Source organism: Enhydrobacter aerosaccus, assembly GCF_900167455.1.
GTDB lineage: Bacteria > Pseudomonadota > Alphaproteobacteria > Reyranellales > Reyranellaceae > Reyranella > Reyranella aerosaccus.
In genome coordinates, this window is record NZ_FUWJ01000006.1 from 162,809 (window position 1) to 180,400 (window position 17,592).

Below are 17,592 nucleotides of genomic sequence, written 5' to 3' on the forward strand. Positions count from 1 at the left end.
GTAGGCGAGGGAGCTGGAGACCAACTGGATGGCGCGAGAGAAGAAGTTCACATGGGGTGCGGCGACGGGGGCAATCCTGTTCGTGATCGCAGCCGTTGTCCTGTGGGTTGCGCCGAGCCGCCAGACCAGCAGTGCCCAGGACGGGGCGGCTGCGGGCCCCCTGATTGCCCGCGGCTATACGGATGCGCCGGCTGGAACGGCTGCCATTGCGGGCGACGCCGCCGGCGGTGGCGTCCTTCTCGAATTGCGCGTGGCCGAAGGCCAGAAGGTGAAGCGCGACGAGGTGATCGCCGTGCTGTCGAATTACCCCATCGCCGATGTGTCGGTCCGCTCGGCGGAGGCGGAGCTCGAGAAGGCCAAACGCCAACGCGAGGCGATGGTGTCGGGTTATCGGGTTGCCGAGATCGCCGAGCAGGAAGTGGCGGTCAAGTCGGCGATGGAGGAGAACAAGCTCAAGGCGCTCGAACTCCAGCGCTCGGGCAAGCCGCCGGATCAGAAGCAACTTGAGCTCAACATCTCCGAACAGAAGCTTGAGCGCGAGCAGGCCAAGCTGCGCGTGATGAAAGAGACCCTGGCGACCGATCTGGCACAGATCGATACCGATATCAGCATCCGTACCGCCAAGCTGGATAATGCACGGACGAACCGCGAGCAGGCTCTGGTGCGGTCGCCGCTGGATGGCGTCGTGGTGCAGATCTGGACCCGGCCCGGCGAGCGCATCAACCAGTACGGTGTCGCGAAGATCGTCGACATGAATCAGATGCGGGTATTCGCCGATGTGGACGAGGTCCATCTGGGCCGCGTCGTGGTCGGTGGAACGGTGGACGTGACGTTCCGCGGCAGCTCTACGATCTTCAAGGGACATATCGTGCGTATTGCGCCCAGCGTGAAGCGTATGCAGCGCACGGAGCCCGATGGCGGATCGGCCACCGATGCGCGCGTCGTTCAGGTCGAAATCAAGCTCGATGATCCGGGAAGCGTGCCACAGGTTCTCGGTCGCGAGACACGCGTTACTTTCCTTTAATGGTCGTCTGATGACCGTCGCGCTGCCTGCCACTCCGTCGCCACGGCCGCGCCGGAGATGGCCGAGCTTTTCGGAGTCTCTGGCGGCATTCCGGGCGGCCGCCAAGACGGCTGCGGCGATGCCTCTCGGCGCGCAGCAGCTCAGGCGGCAGCGGACCAGCACCTTGCTCTCGCTTGCTGGCGTGACGGCCAGTCTGCTGGTCATTTTTGCCCAGCTTGGCATCGAGCGCGCCGTCTACGATTCCTCGATCCGCATCCACCGGTCGGTGGTGACCGACCTCGTGCTGGTGCCGATGGGATTCAAGTCGCTGCAGCTCAATGCAGACGTTCCCGTGGCCATGACCGATGTCGTCTCGGCCAATCCCTCCGTCTCGCAAGTCTTGCCGTTCTGGTTCGGCGTCATGTCGCTCAAGGGCGCCGACATGCCGGTGGCGCGTCGGCTCGCCTGGTACGCCATCGATGTCGAGCGACCGGCGATCGATGTGCCGGGGTTGCGCGAGAATCTCTACAAGCTGCGCGTCACTCGACGGATCCTGTTCGACCGCGACTCGCGGCCGTACTTCGGTAACCTCGCCAATGAGGCCGAAAAGGGCGAGGAAGTTCCAGTGACTGGACCTCCCGACAATCGCGGCCTCTTGCGTGAGATGTTCGTCGTTGGCACCGTGGCCATTGGTCCGAATGTGGTGAACGATGGCGGTATCGTCATGTCGGAAGCCTCCATGGATGAGCTGCTGGGCGAGTGGTATTCCGACCGGCCGGCCTTCATGGGCATCCGGCTGGTGCCGGGCGCCGACAAGGCGGCGGTCGCGGAGCAGCTTAACCGCGATCTCGCTGGCCGCGGTGAGGTGATCAGCCGAGAGGAGTTCGAGGCGCGCGAAAAGCGCTATTGGTCGCGCGAAACGCCGGTCGGCTACATCACGGATCTCGGTTTCGTCATGGGCCTGATGATCGGCATGGTGTTCATCTACTACGCCCAATACCAGATCATCCGCTTCTACCTGCCCGAATACGCCATCCTGAAGAGCCTGGGCTACGATTGGTGGTTCTTCTTGTGCATGATCGGCCAGATCGGCGCAGCCATCATCACGCCGGCCTTCATCGTCGCCTTCACGCTGGCCCGCCTTGTCTACGGAGTGGCAGAGGCGGCCATCCATCTCGGTATGGCGATGGGTCTGCGGGAGATGGTGGTATCGCTCATCGCGTCGATCGTCATGACGGTCGTGTCGAGCCTGTTTGCGATCCGTCGTCTGTGGAAGGTCGACCCCATCATGTTGTTCGAATAGCCATGACGAGCGAAGGCAACACGCTGGGGCCTGCGGTCGTCGAGGCGATCGACGTGCATCATCACTATGGTGAAGGCGCGCAACGCGTCGACGTGCTGTTCGACATCAATATGCAGGTGCGGGAAGGCGAGTTGGTGATCGTCACCGGTCCTTCGGGTTCCGGCAAGACGACACTGCTTACGATCCTGGGCACGATGCGTCGGCCGTCCGAGGGCAAGCTGCGGCTGCTGGGGACGAATGTCAGCGACATCAATAACGCGCAACTGGACCGGCTGCGCAACCGCGTGCGGTTTCTGTTCCAGAAGCGCAATCTGCTTTCCTCGCTGACGGCATTGCAGAATGTGGTCGCCGGCGTTTCGACCACAGCCCTGGCGCATCCGGCCTGGGACGAGGTTCGTGCCCGCCATCTGCTCGGCCTGCTCGGGTTGGGCGACAAGGCTGAATCCTGGCCGGACGAGCTCTCGGGTGGCCAACAGCAGCGCGTGGCCATCGCGCGCGTCATGATTGGCTTGCCGGACCTGATCATCGCCGACGAGCCCACTTCGGCACTCGATCGCGTCGCCGGACGGCTGGTGGTCGACCAACTTCAGGATCTCACCATGCGCGCCAAATGCGCCGTGGTGCTGTCGACACACGACGAGCGCATTTTCGACGTTGCCAGCCGCCGCCTTCACATCGAGGACGGTCGCTGCTTCGAAGTGCCGATTCACTATCACTGAGTGGCGGATAAGGTGCTGACGATCATCGACCTCGTCGTCCTGCTTTGCCTGGCGGCGCAGTTCGCGATCGCGGCCTATTTCTTTTACCTGCTGTATTGGCTGGCCGACGACTCGGCCGCCACTTCTCCGCCGCCGGCGCTGCCTGATGACCTGCCGCGCGTTCTGGTTCAGATCCCCGTCTACAACGAGCCGATGGTGGTCGAACGGGCGGTGCGCGCCGCCGCGGCGCTCGATTGGCCGCGCGATCGGTTGAAGATCCAACTTCTCGACGACAGCACGGACCTCACATCGGATATGGCGCATCATGCCATCTCACGACTGCAACGCGAGGGGATCGATGCCGAGCATATCCGGCGCCGCAATCGCACTGGCTTCAAGGCCGGTGCCCTGGCTGCCGGCATGGCATTATGTGACGCCCCTTACGTTGCGGTGTTCGACGCGGATTTCGTTCCGGCGCGGGACTGGCTTAAGCGCGCCATGGCGGCGCTGCTTGCCGCGCCCAAGGCCGCCTTCGTCCAGACCCGAATCGAATGGGGTAACGGCGGTCGCAACTGGCTGACGCGGGCGCAGCGCTTGATGCAGGACGCCCATTTCGCGGTCGAGCAGGACGTTCGGGCGCGTCGCGGCGTGCCCTTTCAGTTCAACGGCACGGGCGGCATCTGGCGCCGTGCGGCGATCGACGATGCCGGCGGCTGGTCGCACGACACGCTGTCGGAGGATCTCGACCTGGTGCTGCGCACCCATCTCAAGGGCTGGGGTGGAGTGTTCCTGATGGAGCCGCACGTCGTCGGCGAGCTGCCGCAGCGGCTGGGAGACTTCGGAGCGCAGCAGAGCCGATGGTCCAAAGGATTCGTTCAGGTCGCGCGCAAGCTTTTGCCCCAAGTCTGGAATGCCGACTGGTCCGGAGAGGCCAAGTTCACAACAACAATTGCGCTCGGCCAACAGCTCATTTTTCCTGCCCTGGTCGTCGGCGTCGTTGGTCTGATCCTGTCGGTTATGGGGCACGGCAGGCTGCTCCCGATCTTCGGCGCGTTGCTATGGATGTGGCTCATCGCCATGCTGGTCGTGCTCCTCGGCATGACCTGGAGCGGCTACCACCGGCTGAAGCGGGGCGGGATCGCGGGCTATCTTGCGACAGCCGCGACCGTGCCGGCCCTGATCGTATATCTTGCCGTTGCCAATGCCGGCGCAATCCTGAGTGCCGGCATGGGGCGCAAGACCGAGTTCAAGCGAACGCCGAAGACCGGCGTATAACGGATCGATGCTGTGATCGCGCTTCTCGCCCTGCTTCTTGCCGCTATCTTCGCCGCCTGCTGCCTGTTGCTGGCAGCCTTCATCGGCAGCTTGCTGTACATGGTGGTGCTCAACCACCGCCTGCGACAGAAGGCATTGGAACACGAGGAAGATCTCCTCATGACACCTCTGCCGCCGGACGCCCAGCTGCCGCATGTCGTGGTGCAGATACCGTCGTTCAATGAAGGGCCGGTCCTGCGCCGCGGAGTGGAAGCGGCAGCGCGGCTCGACTGGCCGCGCGACAAGCTGCATATCCAAATTCTTGACGACAGCACCGACGAGACCGCCGAACTTGCTCGCACGGTGGCGGTGGAACTGCGTGCCCAGGGTTACGATGTCGTCGCCTTGCAGAGGACCGATCGCAGCGGCTTCAAGGGCGGCGCGCTGCACGAGGCGATGCAGCAGACTCCTTACGACTACTTTGCGATCTTCGACGTCGATTACGTGCCGCCGACCGACTTCCTGCGCCGGTGCATGCGGGTGTTCTTTGCGGAACCGAACACCGCCTTCGTCCAGGCGCGCTTCGATTTCCTCAACCCCCATGAGAATGCGCTGACCGAGATGCAGATGGTCACCCTCGATGCCCATCTCGGCATCGAGCAGGCGACGCGGTACTGGGCCGGCCATCCGCTGCCGTTCAACGGGACATGCGGCATCTGGCAACGTGCTGCCATCGAGGCTGGCGGCGGTTGGAAGGGAGACACGGTCACCGAGGATCTCGACCTGACCTATCGCGGGTGGGTGAAAGGGTGGCGGGCGGTCTTTCTCACCAGCGTTTCAGTACCTGGGGAGTTGCCGGCCGACACCAAGACCTGGCTGCGCCAACAGCAGCGCTGGCAGGACGGTTTCCGGCATGTCTCGATGCGCATGTTCCCGGTGATTCTGAAGAGCCGTGACATCTCGCTGGCGTCCAAGGGCGCGGCCCTTCTGCATCTCTGCATGTCGCTCAATCAGCCCGTCCTTCTGGTGGGTGTCGTCTGCGGAATTCTCGCCGGTCTTCTCGCACCGTCGCTCGTGCCTTTGTTGCTCACGCTTTTCCTCATTACCCTGGGTTGGGTGCTGGTATGCGCGACAACCTTCCTGCGAGCCGGGCATAATTTCCTCCGCGACGGGGAGATGCGTCCGCTACGCTTTGCCCTGGTGTTGGTCCGATTCGTCGGCGGCCAGGTCGGCATGCTGGCGCGCAGTCTGATCGTGCATCTCAAGAAGGTCGTCGCGCCGCCCAAGCCGATCGTCTTCGACCGCACCCCCAAGCGCGGCGGATAGATTACACGCCGGAACAGCGATCGATGATGAGGGTCACCTCTGGGTGCCGACTGCCGCCTTGCCGCTTTCGTTCTCCTGTCGGCGTCGGCGCGCTTCCTTTTCCACCGCGGCGACCAGCGACGGAATATGGGCAGCAATTTCGTAGAAGTCGCTCGCATAGAGGACCAGCAACGTGGTCGGTTGCGTCGTCACGATAGTGGCGCTGCGCGGCAGGCGGTCGAGCAGGGCCATTTCGCCAAAAAATCCGCCCTGACCAAGGCGCACCGGCTCGTGCGGCAGGCGAACCTCGACCTCTCCTTCGGAAATGAAGAACATCGCATCGCCGGGCTCATCGCGCCGCACGACCACGAACCGAGGTGGATAGTGCCGCACACGGAGCTTGCCGACGATCTCCGAGAGCGTAACGGTGCCGAGCTCGGCGAACATCGGTACTTTGACGACCTGGTCCCAGACGCGCAGATATTCGCGCCGGCGCTCCTCCTCGGCAAACCCGGTGGCAAGGATACCGGTCATCAGAGCCAGCACCAGGATGCCGCTTACCATGACCACTGATCCCACGATCCGACCGCCGGTCGTCAGGGGAACAATGTCGCCATAGCCCGTCGTTGTCAGCGTCACCACGGCCCACCACAGTGCGGCGGGCAGATTGCTGAAAGCCTCGGGCTGGCGTGCGCGCTCGAAGAAGTAGGTTGCGGTGGCGGCCGACACCAACACGATGATGAAAATGATCAGCACCGAGGCCAGTGTCGCGCGCTCGTTGGAGATGACACGCGCAAGGGTACCCAATGCCGGCGCGTGGACACCGAGCTTGAGGATCCAGAGGATGCAAAAAAGCGCGGCCAGATCGCTGTCGGCCCCGACGGCATGGACCGAGATGGCGAAAGCCGGCACGATCGCCAGCAGCCCGATCAGGCCGATGGGCGAGCAGGCCCAGCGTATACGGGCTCCCATCTCGGAGTGGCCGGCGTAGTTGGGTGCCTCCGGGGCGGTCCAGAGCCGCAGCGCGTACTCGACGAGGAATACGACGGCCACCAGCATTATGACGAATGATGCGATTTCGTTCGCGAGGTCGGGCAGGCTATCGACCGACGATAGCGTTACGGCCAGAAGGCCCGCACCGAGCGCAAACAGATGGAAGGACTGCCAGCGCCGGCTCCCGGCGCCGCTGTCCGTCGGCTTGAGCGCCGTATAGAGGCGCTCGCCCAGGGTCGAAGACGTTGCCGGCACAGGACAAACCATAAGCATCCCAGGCTATGATTTGCAACGTGGCTGCATCTGGTTAGCAGTTAATGGTGCCGGAGACTGAACGGCGGGGGCGGCCCCTGCGGGGAAGAGAGCTTTGGCGCCTGCGAGCGTTGTGTCAGTTGTGCTCTATCCTTGCGATCCAGTCGCTGCCCGCACCAGCGGGTCATTGGTGTCCCTCAGGCGCGTTTCGGCCAGCTCGCCGGCCGCCTCAAGGATAGGGTAGGCGACCGATGTCACATGCCCGTTGATGCGCTTGAGATCGCGGATCACGTCCATGTGGATCGAACTGGTCTCGATCGACTCCGGCCGGCCCTGACGCAGTCGCGCGAAATGATTGTCGGCTGCCTTGGCTTCCGCTTCGCGTACCGAGGTCTTCTCGGCGACGAGACGCCGGGCCAAGGCAAGATCGCGGGTGGTAAAGACATTCAGTGCCAATTGAAGGTTCTCCAGCACGCGGGCGTGGAAGGCCTTGAGCTCCGCCAAGCCCTCCGGAGAGAAGGCGTAACGGTTTTTGATCTTCTTGTTCGCCAGCTCCATCAGGCTCTTGTCGATGATGTCGCCTATGTGCTCGAGGTTGGTGGTGAATGTCAGGATCTCGACGTACCGCCGGCTCTCTTCCTCGCCGAGATCGTTGCGCGATACCTGGATCAGATAGAGCTTGATGGCTTCGTAGAGCCGATCGATGGCGTTGTCCGCGTGTTCGATCGTGCGGACGCCCTTCTGATCGTTCTGCTCGAACACCGTCATCGTCTGGCGCAGCATGTCCGCCACCTTGTCGCCGAGGTTGAGCGTTTCGCGCATGGCACAGGCCAGCGCCTCGGTGGGCGTGTCGAGAACGTTCGGGTCGAGATGTCGAGGCTGGCCGGGATCATCGGTAAGGGGCTTGCTGGGGACCAGACGTCGACAGAGGTTGGCCATCGGGTCGGTCAGCGGCAGGAAGACAACCGCTGCCACCAAGCTGAACAAGGTGTGGAAATTGACTGCAACGCGCGCTGCCGCCGGTTCCAGCAAGCCGAGCCCGTGACTTACCGGAACGAGGAAGGGGAGGAACGCGAGGCCGATCAGGAGTCTCGAGATCAGGTTGGCAAGCGGCACCCGCCGAGCCTCGATGTCTGTGGCCGACTGATCCATGTAGGGCGCCAGTGCACCGCCGATATTGGCGCCAATCACCAGGGCAAGGGCGAGCGGCTGGCTGACGATGCCGCTGGACGCGAAGGACATCACAAGCAGCACCATCGACAGGCTTGAATGGACGAACCAGGTGGCGAGCGTACCGAGAATGGCGGCAATGACATACTCGTCCTGCATGCCGGCCAGCAGGGCAATGAACGAGGGCGATGTCTGCAAAGGTTCGGTGGCCTGGGTCAGCAGGTGCAGCGACAGCAGCATCAAGCCCAATCCGATGGCGACGCGGCCGAGATGGCGGGGGCGGTCGGAATCGCTGGACAGGAAGGAAATGACGCCGACGGCAATCATCAATGGCGACAGCCAACCAAGATCGAACGAAAGAACCTGGGAGGTCAGCGTCGTGCCGACATTGGCGCCCAGCATCACCGCCAGCGCTATCGGCAGGGAGATCAGGCCACGACCCGCAAAGGAGGCGAGGAGAAGGGCTGTCGCCGTGCTCGACTGCAGAAGTCCAGTAAGCCCGACTCCCCCCGCAAAGGCGGTCAAACGATTGCGGGAGCAGAGTCCGATGGCACGGCGTAGCGTCGCGCCGAAGGCGCGCGTCAGGCCCGTTCGGACCATGCGCACACCCCACAAGAGCAAGGCAACGCTGCCCGCAACATTCAGGATGGTGTCGACGCCATGCATGATCTGCACAACCTACGCTTCGCGGAAGGGTGATGAAAGTTTTTTGACATCGGGCAAATGGCGGCGCCACTGGCAGTGCCATAGTGGACGCAGTAGAAGGAAATATGTCTCCCGATAGTCTTGATGCGGGCCGCGATACGGTAACAGTGAACGGCCGGATCTACCGGCTCCCGCAACAGCCGACGATCGTCATCTGCATTGATGGCTCGGAGCCAGGCTATATCGAACGTGCTGTCGAGGCTGGACGGGCACCCTGGTTCGCGAAGGTGCTGAAAGAGGGCACAAACCTCCTTGCCGACTGCGTCATGCCCTCCTTCACCAATCCCAACAACCTTTCCATCGTCACTGGGCAACCGCCGTCGGTGCACGGCATTTGTGGCAACTATCTGCTCGATCCCGAGACCGGTCGGGAAGTGATGATGAACGACCCGAAATTCCTGCGCGTGGAGACGGTATTTCCGGCTTTTCAGCGCGCCGGTTGCCGCATCGCGATTGTCACCGCAAAGGACAAGCTGCGTGGATTGCTGGGCAACGGATTGCGGCTCGAACCGGGCAAGGCCTGCAGCTTCTCCTCGGAGAAATCCGACCAGGCAACTCCGACGGAGAACGGCATCGCCGATGTGAATGCCCTGGTCGGTCGTCCAGTGCCTGACGTGTACAGCGCGGCGCTGTCGGAGTTCGTGTTCGCCGCCGGCGTGAAGCTTATGGAACGTGATCGGCCCGAGATCATGTATCTTTCGACAACGGACTACATCCAGCACAAACATCCGCCCGGCAGCCCGGTCGCCAACGAGTTCTATGCCATGATGGATGGTTACCTGGCCAGGCTGGAAGGGCTGGGGTGCACTCTTGTGATCACCGCTGATCACGGCATGAACGACAAGCACGATGCTGCTGGCCGACCGGATGTACTGTACCTGCAGGATCTGTTCGATGGATGGTTGGGGACCGGAAAAGCGCGGGTCATCCTGCCGATCACCGACCCGTATGTGGTCCATCACGGGGCGCTTGGATCCTACGCTGTTGTCTACCTGCCGGCCGGTGCCGGAGTGGAAGAGTGGGGCGCCCGGCTCGAGGCCATGCCAGACATTGAACTAGCGATACCGAGAGTAGAGGCGGCCTCTCGCTTCGAGCTGCCGGCCGACCGTCTCGGCGATCTCGTCGTCATCTCCAAGCGACATAAGGTGCTCGGCACCTCGGCCTCACGGCACGATTTGTCCGGTTTGACGGAACCGCTGCGCAGCCATGGCGGACTTTCGGAACAGAAAGTGCCGCTGATCTGCAATCGGCAGCTCGTTGATCAGACGATGGCCCGGCGCTGGCGAAACTTCGATGCCTTCGATCTGGGGCTGAACCTCGTCGCCTGAAGGTGCTAGCCTTCAGCACATGAGCACACAGACCTATACCGGAAGCTGCCACTGTCGCGCCGTCGCTTTCACGGTCGATCTCGATCTTGATCAGGCGTTGCGATGCAACTGTTCGATCTGCACCAAGCTCGGCGCCGTGTGGGCATTTGCGCCCAAGGCCAGGATGACGTTCACGTCGGGGGCGGACGCACTCGACGACTATCAGTTTGGCCAGAAGCGACTGCATCATCGCTTCTGCCGCCACTGCGGCATCGAGAGCTTCGCCGAAGGGGTCGCGCCGGATGGCACGCCGACCGTCGGTATCAACCTGCGCTGCCTGGACGGCGTCGAGATCGAGAAACTCACGCCGCGTCTACACGACGGTCGCAGTCTTTAGGGCCCGCCAAGCAGGAGAAATGTCATGGCAATAAGCCAGGCCGACAAGGCGATGAAATTCCGTGCCCTTCACGAGAGGGCAGGAGCATTCGTCATCGCCAATCCTTGGGATGCCGGTTCGGCCCGCATCCTGGCCGGATTGGGATTCGAAGCGCTTGCAACGTCGAGCGGGGCCAAGGCGGCTGTTCTGGGCAAGCGCGATGGCAAGATCACGCGCGAAGAGGCCCTGGCGAACGCCAGGATGATCGTCGAGGCAACCGACTTGCCAGTGGCGGGCGATCTCGAGAAGGGATTCGGGGACTCGCCACAGGCGGCGGCCGAGACGATTCGCGAGGCCTGCAATGTCGGACTGGTCGGCGGTTCGATCGAGGATGCCACGGGCGACAAGGACGCTCCGCTCTTCGATCTGGAGACTGCGGCGGTTCGGGTGAAAGCTGCCGTACAGGCAGCCCGTTCGCTTCCCATTCCCTTTGTCCTGACTGCCCGTGCTGAGGGCTTCCTGCGCGGCCGGCCCGACCTCGAGGACGTGATCAAGCGGCTGCAGGCTTTCGAAGCCGCCGGCGCGGACGTGCTGTTCGCGCCCGGCCTGCCAGATCTGGAGGCCGTCAGGAAAGTGTGCAGTTCTCTGAAGAAGCCGTTCAACTTCATGGTCGGCATCAAGGGCAAATCCTTCAGCAAACAGGATCTTGAGGCTGCCGGCGTGAAGCGGATCAGCCTTGCGACGTCCCTTTATCGGGCTGCCATGACGGGACTGCTTGAAGCTGCGCGCGAAGTGCAGGAAAAAGGCAGCTTCGGCTATCTCGATCGCTCCATCACCACTCCGGAGCTCAACGCCTTCATGAAGGACTGACGTGCCCGATACCCAGATCATCTCGACGAGTGCCGTCGAGCATTTCGACGTGCTCATTGTTGGGGCCGGCCTGTCGGGGATCGGGGCTGCCTGGCACTTGCAGAAGGAATGCCCGAGCAAGAGCTTCGCTATCCTTGAAGGACGCGCGGCCAGCGGCGGCACCTGGGACCTGTTCCGCTATCCAGGTATCCGCTCGGACTCCGACATGTACACCTTGGGCTATCGTTTCCGTCCCTGGAAGGATGCCAAGGCGATCGCGGACGGGTCGTCGATCCTGAGCTACATCCGTGAGGTTGCGAACGATCATGGCATCGATCGCCGCATCCGCTATCAGCATCGCGTCGTGGCGGCGTCGTGGTCAACCCCGGAAGCGCGTTGGACGGTGGAAGTCGAGTGTGGGCCCGAACGGGAACTGCGGCGCTACAGTTGCAGCTTTCTGTGGATGTGTAGCGGCTATTACAGCTACGAGGGCGGCTATCTGCCGACGTTTGCCGGCATGGATCGCTTCAAGGGCCGTATCGTCCATCCGCAGAACTGGCCACAGGATCTCGATTATTCCGGCAAGAGCGTGGTCGTGATCGGCAGCGGCGCGACGGCAGTGACGCTCGTTCCGGCCATGGCGAATTCGGGTGCCGCCCACGTCACCATGCTGCAGCGCTCGCCGACCTACATGACAATGCGGCCGTCGAAGGATCCATTTGCCAACAAGATGCGCCGCCGCTTGCCGCTCAAGCTCGCCTATGCGGTCACACGGTGGCGGAACGTGCTGTTCGGCATGTATTTCTACCAGCTCTGCAAGCGCCAGCCAGAGAAGGTGAAGCGCCTGCTGCTGGGCGGGGTACGCCAGGCGCTGGGGCCGGACTACGATGTCGAAAAGCACTTCACGCCCGCCTACAAGCCGTGGGACCAGCGGCTGTGCCTGGTACCGGATGCGGACTTTTTCCGCGCCATTCGGCAGGGCAAGGTGTCGGTCGTTACCGACCATATCGAGACCTTCACCGAGAGTGGCCTGAAGCTGAAGTCTGGCCAGGAACTGGCCGCCGATATCATCGTCACGGCGACGGGTCTCGTGCTGGTCCCGCTGGGGGGTGTCAGGCTCGCCATCGATGGCCGCAAAGTCGAGACGTCCGAGACCTTCATCTACAAGGGCATGATGTATTCGGACATTCCGAACCTCGCGTCGGTGTTCGGCTACACGAACGCCTCGTGGACGCTGAAGGCGGATCTCGTGTGCGAGTATGTCTGCCGGCTGCTGAATCTCATGGACCGCAAGGGCTATCGCTACTGCATGCCGCATAACGCCGATCCGGCCTTGACGGCAGAGCCTTGGGTGAATTTTTCGTCGGGCTATATCCAGCGTGCCTTGAAGCATCAGCCCAAGCAGGGCTCGAAGCGTCCCTGGAAACTCTATCAGAATTACGTGCTCGATCTCTTGAGCCTGCGTTTTGGCTCGTTGCGTGATCGGGCAATGACCTTCGTTCGCTGATAGATATCGCTCTACCGCTTTGCCGGATTGATCTCGACTGCCCGTACGGCACCGTTATTGACAACGACGAGTGCCGTCTTGCCGTCGGGCGTAACGGCTGCGACGGTATCGCCGTCGATCGATTGGCTGAAACGCACGGTACCATCCGGGCCGTCGGCCACCAGCCGGCGCTGGTTGACTCGGAAAAGCGAGCCGTCGGCCAGCAGGCCCGCGAAGGCTCCATCGCGATTCTCGATGCTGCCGCCATCGGCCGGCCTCCAGACCAGCAGATGCGGAGGCAGATTCCGAGGCTGGTCGTACAATACGATGGTCTTGCCATCGGCTGAAATGGTGAGGCTGGGTTGGCTGAGGCCCGATACGGGAATCCGCTGCTGTCGTAACGGCTTGCCGTCGCTGTCCCAGGCAGCAAGCCGTCCGTCGGCTGTGAAGACAGCAATGACAGTGGCCGAGGCGGCTGCGGCTTCCGGCGCAAGCTTTGTCTCGTTTCCGAACAGCATGCGTCCCAGCACCCGGCCGTCGAAGCCAAGGACCAGGAAGCCGGTCCCGTCGGGCAGCGGTCGCAGAATGCGATCGTCGAGCAGGATCATGGCGTTGTTCGTCGCACCGCTGGTTGCGGCCGGAAAGCGAATTGGCCTGCCGATGCCCTTCCAGTTCTCGTCGAACACTTCGAACTGTCCGTCGGGCTCCAGCACCGCCACCCGCCGCCCGTTCGGGGAAGCAAACAGGCGGGGCATCTGGGTCGGCACATTGCTCGAAGGGGGAAGCGGCTTCCACAGCCGCAACGGCTCGCCCACTTCCTTGCCGTCGAGTCCCCAGACCCGCAGCCGGCCGTCGGGGGAGAGGGTGACGAGCCGGGTGCCGCCAGCGATCGAGCGCACGGCCAGCGGCTGGCCAAATTCGGCGAAAGGCTGCGGTACGACGCGTTGTCCGTTGCCATCGAGCAACACGAGGCCTTCTGCGGCGGCGACGGCGATCCGGTTGCCGTCCGACGAAACGGCAACGCGCCTTGGCGTCTTGAGCGGAAGATCGTTGTTGGAAAGGGGCCCGTCTGGCGTCATGAAGCGCACATGATCGCCGGACAGCAGCACGAAACCCGCCTTGCCGGGGAGCGCCGCAACATCTGCCGGATCGTCTGGCGGGAAGGGACCGGGTAAGGGGCGAGGGGTGCCAAGACGGCCCGGGGCGAGGGGCCAAAAGTCCAATCCTCCCCCGGATGTGTTGTTCGATCCGGTGTAGGCAACGGCGAGGGTACGCCCGTCGGTCGAGAAGACATGGCGCTTTACGTAGGAACGCGGGACATCGGCATGCATGAGGCGGCTGCCGTCACGGCCAATGACGCGCAGGTCGCCGCAAAAACCCGCGATCGCGAGGAGCCGCTCGTCCGGTGAGAAGGCGGGGGCCGTTTCGATCCCCGCAGGCGGACAGATATCCGTAGACTTGCCGGCCATGCCGAGGGTGATGGTCGGCCCGTTAGGATGGCCATCTGATGTCGTCGACCGTAGCGTTTGCGTCTGCCGGAGCACCAGATTGTGGCTCACGGGTGCAACGCCGATGCCGGAAATGGGCTCGGGCAATGTGATGAGGAGCGTTGGACCGCCGCCTTCGATCGGCCAGCTCAGGAGGCGGCCGTCGCCGCCGCCAGTGACGATATGCTTGTCATCGAGCCAGGCCGCCGATGCTGCCAGTTCGGGCAGCGTGCGCAGGAGCAGCGTGCGTCCGTCTTTCGTGACCTGCACCAGGTTCGTTTTTAGATGTTGCTGACTGTCGGCGACGGCCAGCAGCAGCATATCGGCGTTGCCGGGGCGGAATGACAGCGATGCGACAGAGCTGGGATCGTAAATGGGCAGGGCGCTCTGGGCGAAGACAGGAACGGCGCTGCCGGCACCGGCCAGCAGACCTGCCGCCATCCTCGTTGCACACCGCCTCGCATCGCTCCAGCGGAGCATCCGCCTCTCATCCCCCACAGCCGGTGTCACCGTAGTAAGGATGTCCTGTGCCGCCGACAAGGCTGCAGATGGATCGAGGGGCCGGCTCGGTGAATGGCGGCAAAGGGTCGCTGACCGAGGAGAGGGAAATACCAGTCCGTAGCCCTTGTAGTCGTGTCTACAAGAGGAAAGATCATTGCTTCGTCGTTGAACGGAAGCTCGAAACGACGTCTCATGCCTTCTGTCATTCCGCGTTAAGTTTTGGAAGAGCAGACCCTTGTCCAACGGCAATTCCTCCTCGGGCCCCGTCGATGTCGTCATTGTCGGCGGCGGCGCGATGGGCTCGTCCATCGCCTATCATCTCACCGCAGATCCGGCTTTCGCCGGCAAGGTCGCCGTGATCGAGCGTGATCCGACCTACATTCGCGCCTCGTCGGCCTTGTCCGCGAGTTCCATCCGCCAGCAATTCTCCACCCCCCTCAACATTCGGCTGTCGCGCTATGGTGTCGAGTTCATCCGGCGGGCACCTGAAGTGCTGGGCGTCGAGCTGGGATTGAAGGAACCGGGCTATCTGTTCCTTGCCACCGAGGCCGGCGTACCCGTGCTCCGCGCAAACAATGCGGTTCAGCGGGCCGAAGGCTGTTCGGTCGAACTGCTGGAGTCCGCCGCGCTGGCGCAACGCTTTCCCTGGCTGTCCATCGACGGCCTGGTCCTGGCGTCGCACGGCACGGCCAACGAGGGGTGGTTCGACGGACCTTCGCTGATGCAGGGGTTCAGTCGGGCCGCCCGCGAACGCGGTGCCGTCTACGTGCCAGACGAAGTGGTGGGCATGGGGCCAAACTTCGTCGACCTGCGTACCAACGGACGCATGCCGGCCAAGACGATCGTGATTGCGGCGGGCGCCTGGTCCGGGCAGGTCGCGGCGCTGGCGGGCGTCGCCTTGCCCGTTGAACCGCGGCGGCGCTCGGTCTTCGTGTTCGATGTGCGCCAGCCGCCGGGCCTGACGCCGCTGACGATCGATCCTTCCGGTGTGTGGTTCCGGCCCGAAGGACGATTCTATATCGCGGGCACCACACCGGCCGAGGGCAACGATCCGGCCGGCGCACCGCTCGAGGTGCAGCATCAAGAGTGGGACAACATGGTTTGGCCTGCCCTTGCCGCGCGGGTGCCCGCGTTCGAAGCCGCCAAGGTCGTGAATTCGTGGGCCGGATATTACGAGTACAATACCTTCGACCAGAACGGGATCGTCGGCCGTCATCCAACGATCGAGAACCTGCTGTTCGCGACCGGCTTTTCCGGACATGGCATCCAGCAGTCGCCCGCTGTGGGCCGCGCCATCGCCGAACTGATCGTGCATGGCGGCTATCGCACGCTCGACCTCGCGCCCTTCGCCTACGATCGCATCGCGGCTGGCCGACCCGTGCGCGAGCTGAATGTCGTGTAGTTCCTGTGGCGCTACTTCGAAGAAGGTGCCGTCGAGCGCGAGCTCAGTTTGGGACAGTTATGAACCAATATCGGCAGGCCATCTCGTACGGAAGCAGACCGCATGTGATAGGGTCGCTCCAGCCGATGAAGAGTGTCGAGGGAGAGTGACGTTGCCCGATCAAGTCCTGGCCAATTCGGACCTGCAGTCCGCGCTCGTCGAAGCGCGCCAAGCCTATATCGACCGCAATCCGAAGAGCTTCGCGCGGCATCAGGAAGCCAGTCAGGCCATGCCGGGCGGCAATACGCGGACCACGCTGCACAACGCCCCGTTCCCGCTGACCGTCGTGCGCGGCGAAGGCTGCCGATTGTGGGATGCGGATGGCCACGAGTATATCGATGTGCTGGGGGAATATACTGCTGGCATCTATGGCCATTCCCATCCGGTGATCCGGGCCGCCATCGATCGAGCGCTCGATCATGGCTGGAACTATGCCGGCCGAAACGCTTATGAGGGCGAACTCGCTCGCCTGATCGTCGATCGTATTCCCTCTATCGATCTGGTGCGGTTCACCAATTCCGGCACCGAGGGCAACGTGATGGCATTGGCTGGCGCAAAGGTCTTTGCCCAGCGGGCGGGCCGGGCCAAGGCAACCAAGGTCATGGTCTTCCACGGCGGCTACCATGGCGGCGTCCTCTATTTCGTCAGCGGCGGCAGCCCGGTGAACATGCCCTACGACTACGTCGTGGCGCCCTATAACGACATTGAGGGGACTCGTGCGCTGCTGGCCAAGCACGGGGAAGAGATCTTCGCCGTGCTGGTCGAGCCAATGCAGGGTAGTCATGGCTGTCTGCCGGGCGATCCGGACTTCCTGCGGGCGCTGCGCGATGAAACGCGTGCCCGCGGCATCACGCTGATCTTCGACGAGGTGATGACGTCGCGCCTGTCGCCTGGCGGGCTCCAGGCCCGGCTCGGTATCGTCCCCGACATGACGACACTGGGCAAATATATCGGTGGCGGCATGTCGTTCGGGGCGTTTGGCGGCCGTCGAGAGATCATGGAACTGTTTGACCCGACTAAGCCCGACTCGTTGCCGCATGCCGGCACGTTCAACAACAATGTCCTCACCATGGCCGCTGGCGTCGCCGGTTACGGCGAGGTCTATACGCCAGACGTGGCCGACGCGCTCAATGCGCGCGGCGACCGGATCCGGGACCGTCTGAATGCCATTTGCGCGAAGAACGACGTGGCATTCCAGTTCTCGGGCATCGGCTCGATGATGACAGCGCATGCGACGACCCGGCCGATCAGGACGGCGGCGGATATCGCCAGTTCCAACCAGGATGCCAAGGAGCTGTTCTTCTTCGACATGTCAGCGGCCGGGATCTGGATTGCCCGCCGTGGCTTCGCCGCCCTCAATATCATGATCGGCGAGGCCGAAGCCGATCGCTTCGTTTCGGCGGTCGAAGAGTTCGTCACCGCCCGCAAGGCCCTATTGCAGCCGTAATGAGTACCCAAATCT

General features: G+C 63.1%; 14 protein-coding genes. 11 read left to right on the plus strand and 3 right to left on the minus strand.

Annotation, left to right across the window (positions count from 1 at the left end; genetic code table 11):
* Window positions 1-28 precede the first annotated feature (28 nt).
* From B5D62_RS20995 to B5D62_RS21015, 5 genes are all read left to right on the plus strand, one after another.
* Window positions 29-1,024 carry an HlyD family secretion protein gene (locus B5D62_RS20995; protein WP_085935900.1) on the plus strand — a complete coding sequence of 332 codons (996 nt, stop codon included), beginning with the start codon at window positions 29-31 and terminating at the stop codon, window positions 1,022-1,024.
* Window positions 1,025-1,142: 118 nt separating this feature from the next.
* Entirely contained in the window at window positions 1,143-2,306 is a 1,164-nt protein-coding gene (locus B5D62_RS21000) for an ABC transporter permease family protein (RefSeq protein WP_170921049.1), read from the plus strand.
* A gap of 2 nt (window positions 2,307-2,308) precedes the next feature.
* A complete protein-coding gene (locus B5D62_RS21005; protein WP_085935902.1) occupies window positions 2,309-3,025 on the plus strand; it encodes an ABC transporter ATP-binding protein in 717 nt (238 codons plus the stop codon).
* Between the two features lie 12 nt (window positions 3,026-3,037).
* Window positions 3,038-4,279: a glycosyltransferase family 2 protein gene (locus B5D62_RS21010; RefSeq protein WP_218191180.1), complete on the plus strand. Its 1,242-nt coding sequence runs from the start codon at window positions 3,038-3,040 to the stop codon at window positions 4,277-4,279.
* Window positions 4,280-4,291: 12 nt separating this feature from the next.
* A complete protein-coding gene (locus B5D62_RS21015) occupies window positions 4,292-5,584 on the plus strand; it encodes a glycosyltransferase (protein WP_085935903.1) in 1,293 nt (430 codons plus the stop codon).
* A 33-nt stretch (window positions 5,585-5,617) separates the two neighbouring features.
* Here B5D62_RS21015 and B5D62_RS34035 read toward each other — a convergent pair whose 3' ends face one another.
* Entirely contained in the window at window positions 5,618-6,811 is a 1,194-nt protein-coding gene (locus B5D62_RS34035) for a cyclic nucleotide-gated ion channel (protein ID WP_170921050.1), read from the minus strand.
* Between the two features lie 144 nt (window positions 6,812-6,955).
* Window positions 6,956-8,644: a Na/Pi cotransporter family protein gene (locus B5D62_RS21025; protein WP_085936012.1), complete on the minus strand. Its 1,689-nt coding sequence runs from the start codon at window positions 8,642-8,644 to the stop codon at window positions 6,956-6,958.
* Window positions 8,645-8,748: 104 nt separating this feature from the next.
* On the opposite strand from B5D62_RS21025, the gene phnA reads away from it, so the two are divergent.
* From phnA to B5D62_RS21045, 4 genes are read left to right on the plus strand one after another with little or no spacing between them, the layout of a single operon-like run.
* Window positions 8,749-10,011, plus strand: a complete 1,263-nt coding sequence (phnA, locus tag B5D62_RS21030; RefSeq protein WP_085935905.1) for a phosphonoacetate hydrolase — start codon at window positions 8,749-8,751, stop codon at window positions 10,009-10,011.
* Between the two features lie 19 nt (window positions 10,012-10,030).
* Window positions 10,031-10,387 (plus strand): GFA family protein, encoded by a 357-nt coding sequence (locus tag B5D62_RS21035; protein WP_085935906.1) that lies wholly within the window; start codon window positions 10,031-10,033, stop codon window positions 10,385-10,387.
* Window positions 10,388-10,411: 24 nt separating this feature from the next.
* A complete protein-coding gene (locus tag B5D62_RS21040) occupies window positions 10,412-11,236 on the plus strand; it encodes an isocitrate lyase/PEP mutase family protein (protein ID WP_085935907.1) in 825 nt (274 codons plus the stop codon).
* A 1-nt stretch (window position 11,237) separates the two neighbouring features.
* Window positions 11,238-12,722: a flavin-containing monooxygenase gene (locus tag B5D62_RS21045; RefSeq protein ID WP_085935908.1), complete on the plus strand. Its 1,485-nt coding sequence runs from the start codon at window positions 11,238-11,240 to the stop codon at window positions 12,720-12,722.
* An 11-nt stretch (window positions 12,723-12,733) separates the two neighbouring features.
* Here the strand turns inward: B5D62_RS21045 and B5D62_RS21050 are convergent, their stop codons facing one another.
* On the minus strand, window positions 12,734-14,629 hold the full coding sequence (locus B5D62_RS21050; protein ID WP_085935909.1) for a WD40 repeat domain-containing protein: 1,896 nt from the start codon (window positions 14,627-14,629) through the stop codon (window positions 12,734-12,736).
* A 295-nt stretch (window positions 14,630-14,924) separates the two neighbouring features.
* Between B5D62_RS21050 and B5D62_RS21055 the strand changes: the two genes are divergently transcribed.
* Both B5D62_RS21055 and B5D62_RS21060 read left to right on the plus strand, forming a co-directional pair.
* A complete protein-coding gene (locus B5D62_RS21055) occupies window positions 14,925-16,091 on the plus strand; it encodes an NAD(P)/FAD-dependent oxidoreductase (RefSeq protein WP_085935910.1) in 1,167 nt (388 codons plus the stop codon).
* A 145-nt stretch (window positions 16,092-16,236) separates the two neighbouring features.
* Window positions 16,237-17,577 (plus strand): aspartate aminotransferase family protein, encoded by a 1,341-nt coding sequence (locus B5D62_RS21060; protein WP_419188798.1) that lies wholly within the window; start codon window positions 16,237-16,239, stop codon window positions 17,575-17,577.
* The last annotated feature ends 15 nt before the right edge of the window (window positions 17,578-17,592 follow it).

Excerpts from the sequence above, each read along its gene's own strand:
- B5D62_RS20995 (WP_085935900.1), top strand. The coding sequence starts at position 29 with ATGGCGCGAGAGAAGAAGTTCACATGGGGTGCGGCGACGGGGGCAATC.
- B5D62_RS21000 (WP_170921049.1), top strand. The coding sequence starts at position 1,143 with ATGCCTCTCGGCGCGCAGCAGCTCAGGCGGCAGCGGACCAGCACCTTG.
- B5D62_RS21005 (WP_085935902.1), top strand. The coding sequence starts at position 2,309 with ATGACGAGCGAAGGCAACACGCTGGGGCCTGCGGTCGTCGAGGCGATC.
- B5D62_RS21025 (WP_085936012.1), bottom strand. The coding sequence starts at position 8,644 with ATGCATGGCGTCGACACCATCCTGAATGTTGCGGGCAGCGTTGCCTTG.
- phnA (WP_085935905.1), top strand. The coding sequence starts at position 8,749 with ATGTCTCCCGATAGTCTTGATGCGGGCCGCGATACGGTAACAGTGAAC.
- B5D62_RS21035 (WP_085935906.1), top strand. The coding sequence starts at position 10,031 with ATGAGCACACAGACCTATACCGGAAGCTGCCACTGTCGCGCCGTCGCT.
- B5D62_RS21040 (WP_085935907.1), top strand. The coding sequence starts at position 10,412 with ATGGCAATAAGCCAGGCCGACAAGGCGATGAAATTCCGTGCCCTTCAC.
- B5D62_RS21050 (WP_085935909.1), bottom strand. The coding sequence starts at position 14,629 with ATGGCGGCAGGTCTGCTGGCCGGTGCCGGCAGCGCCGTTCCTGTCTTC.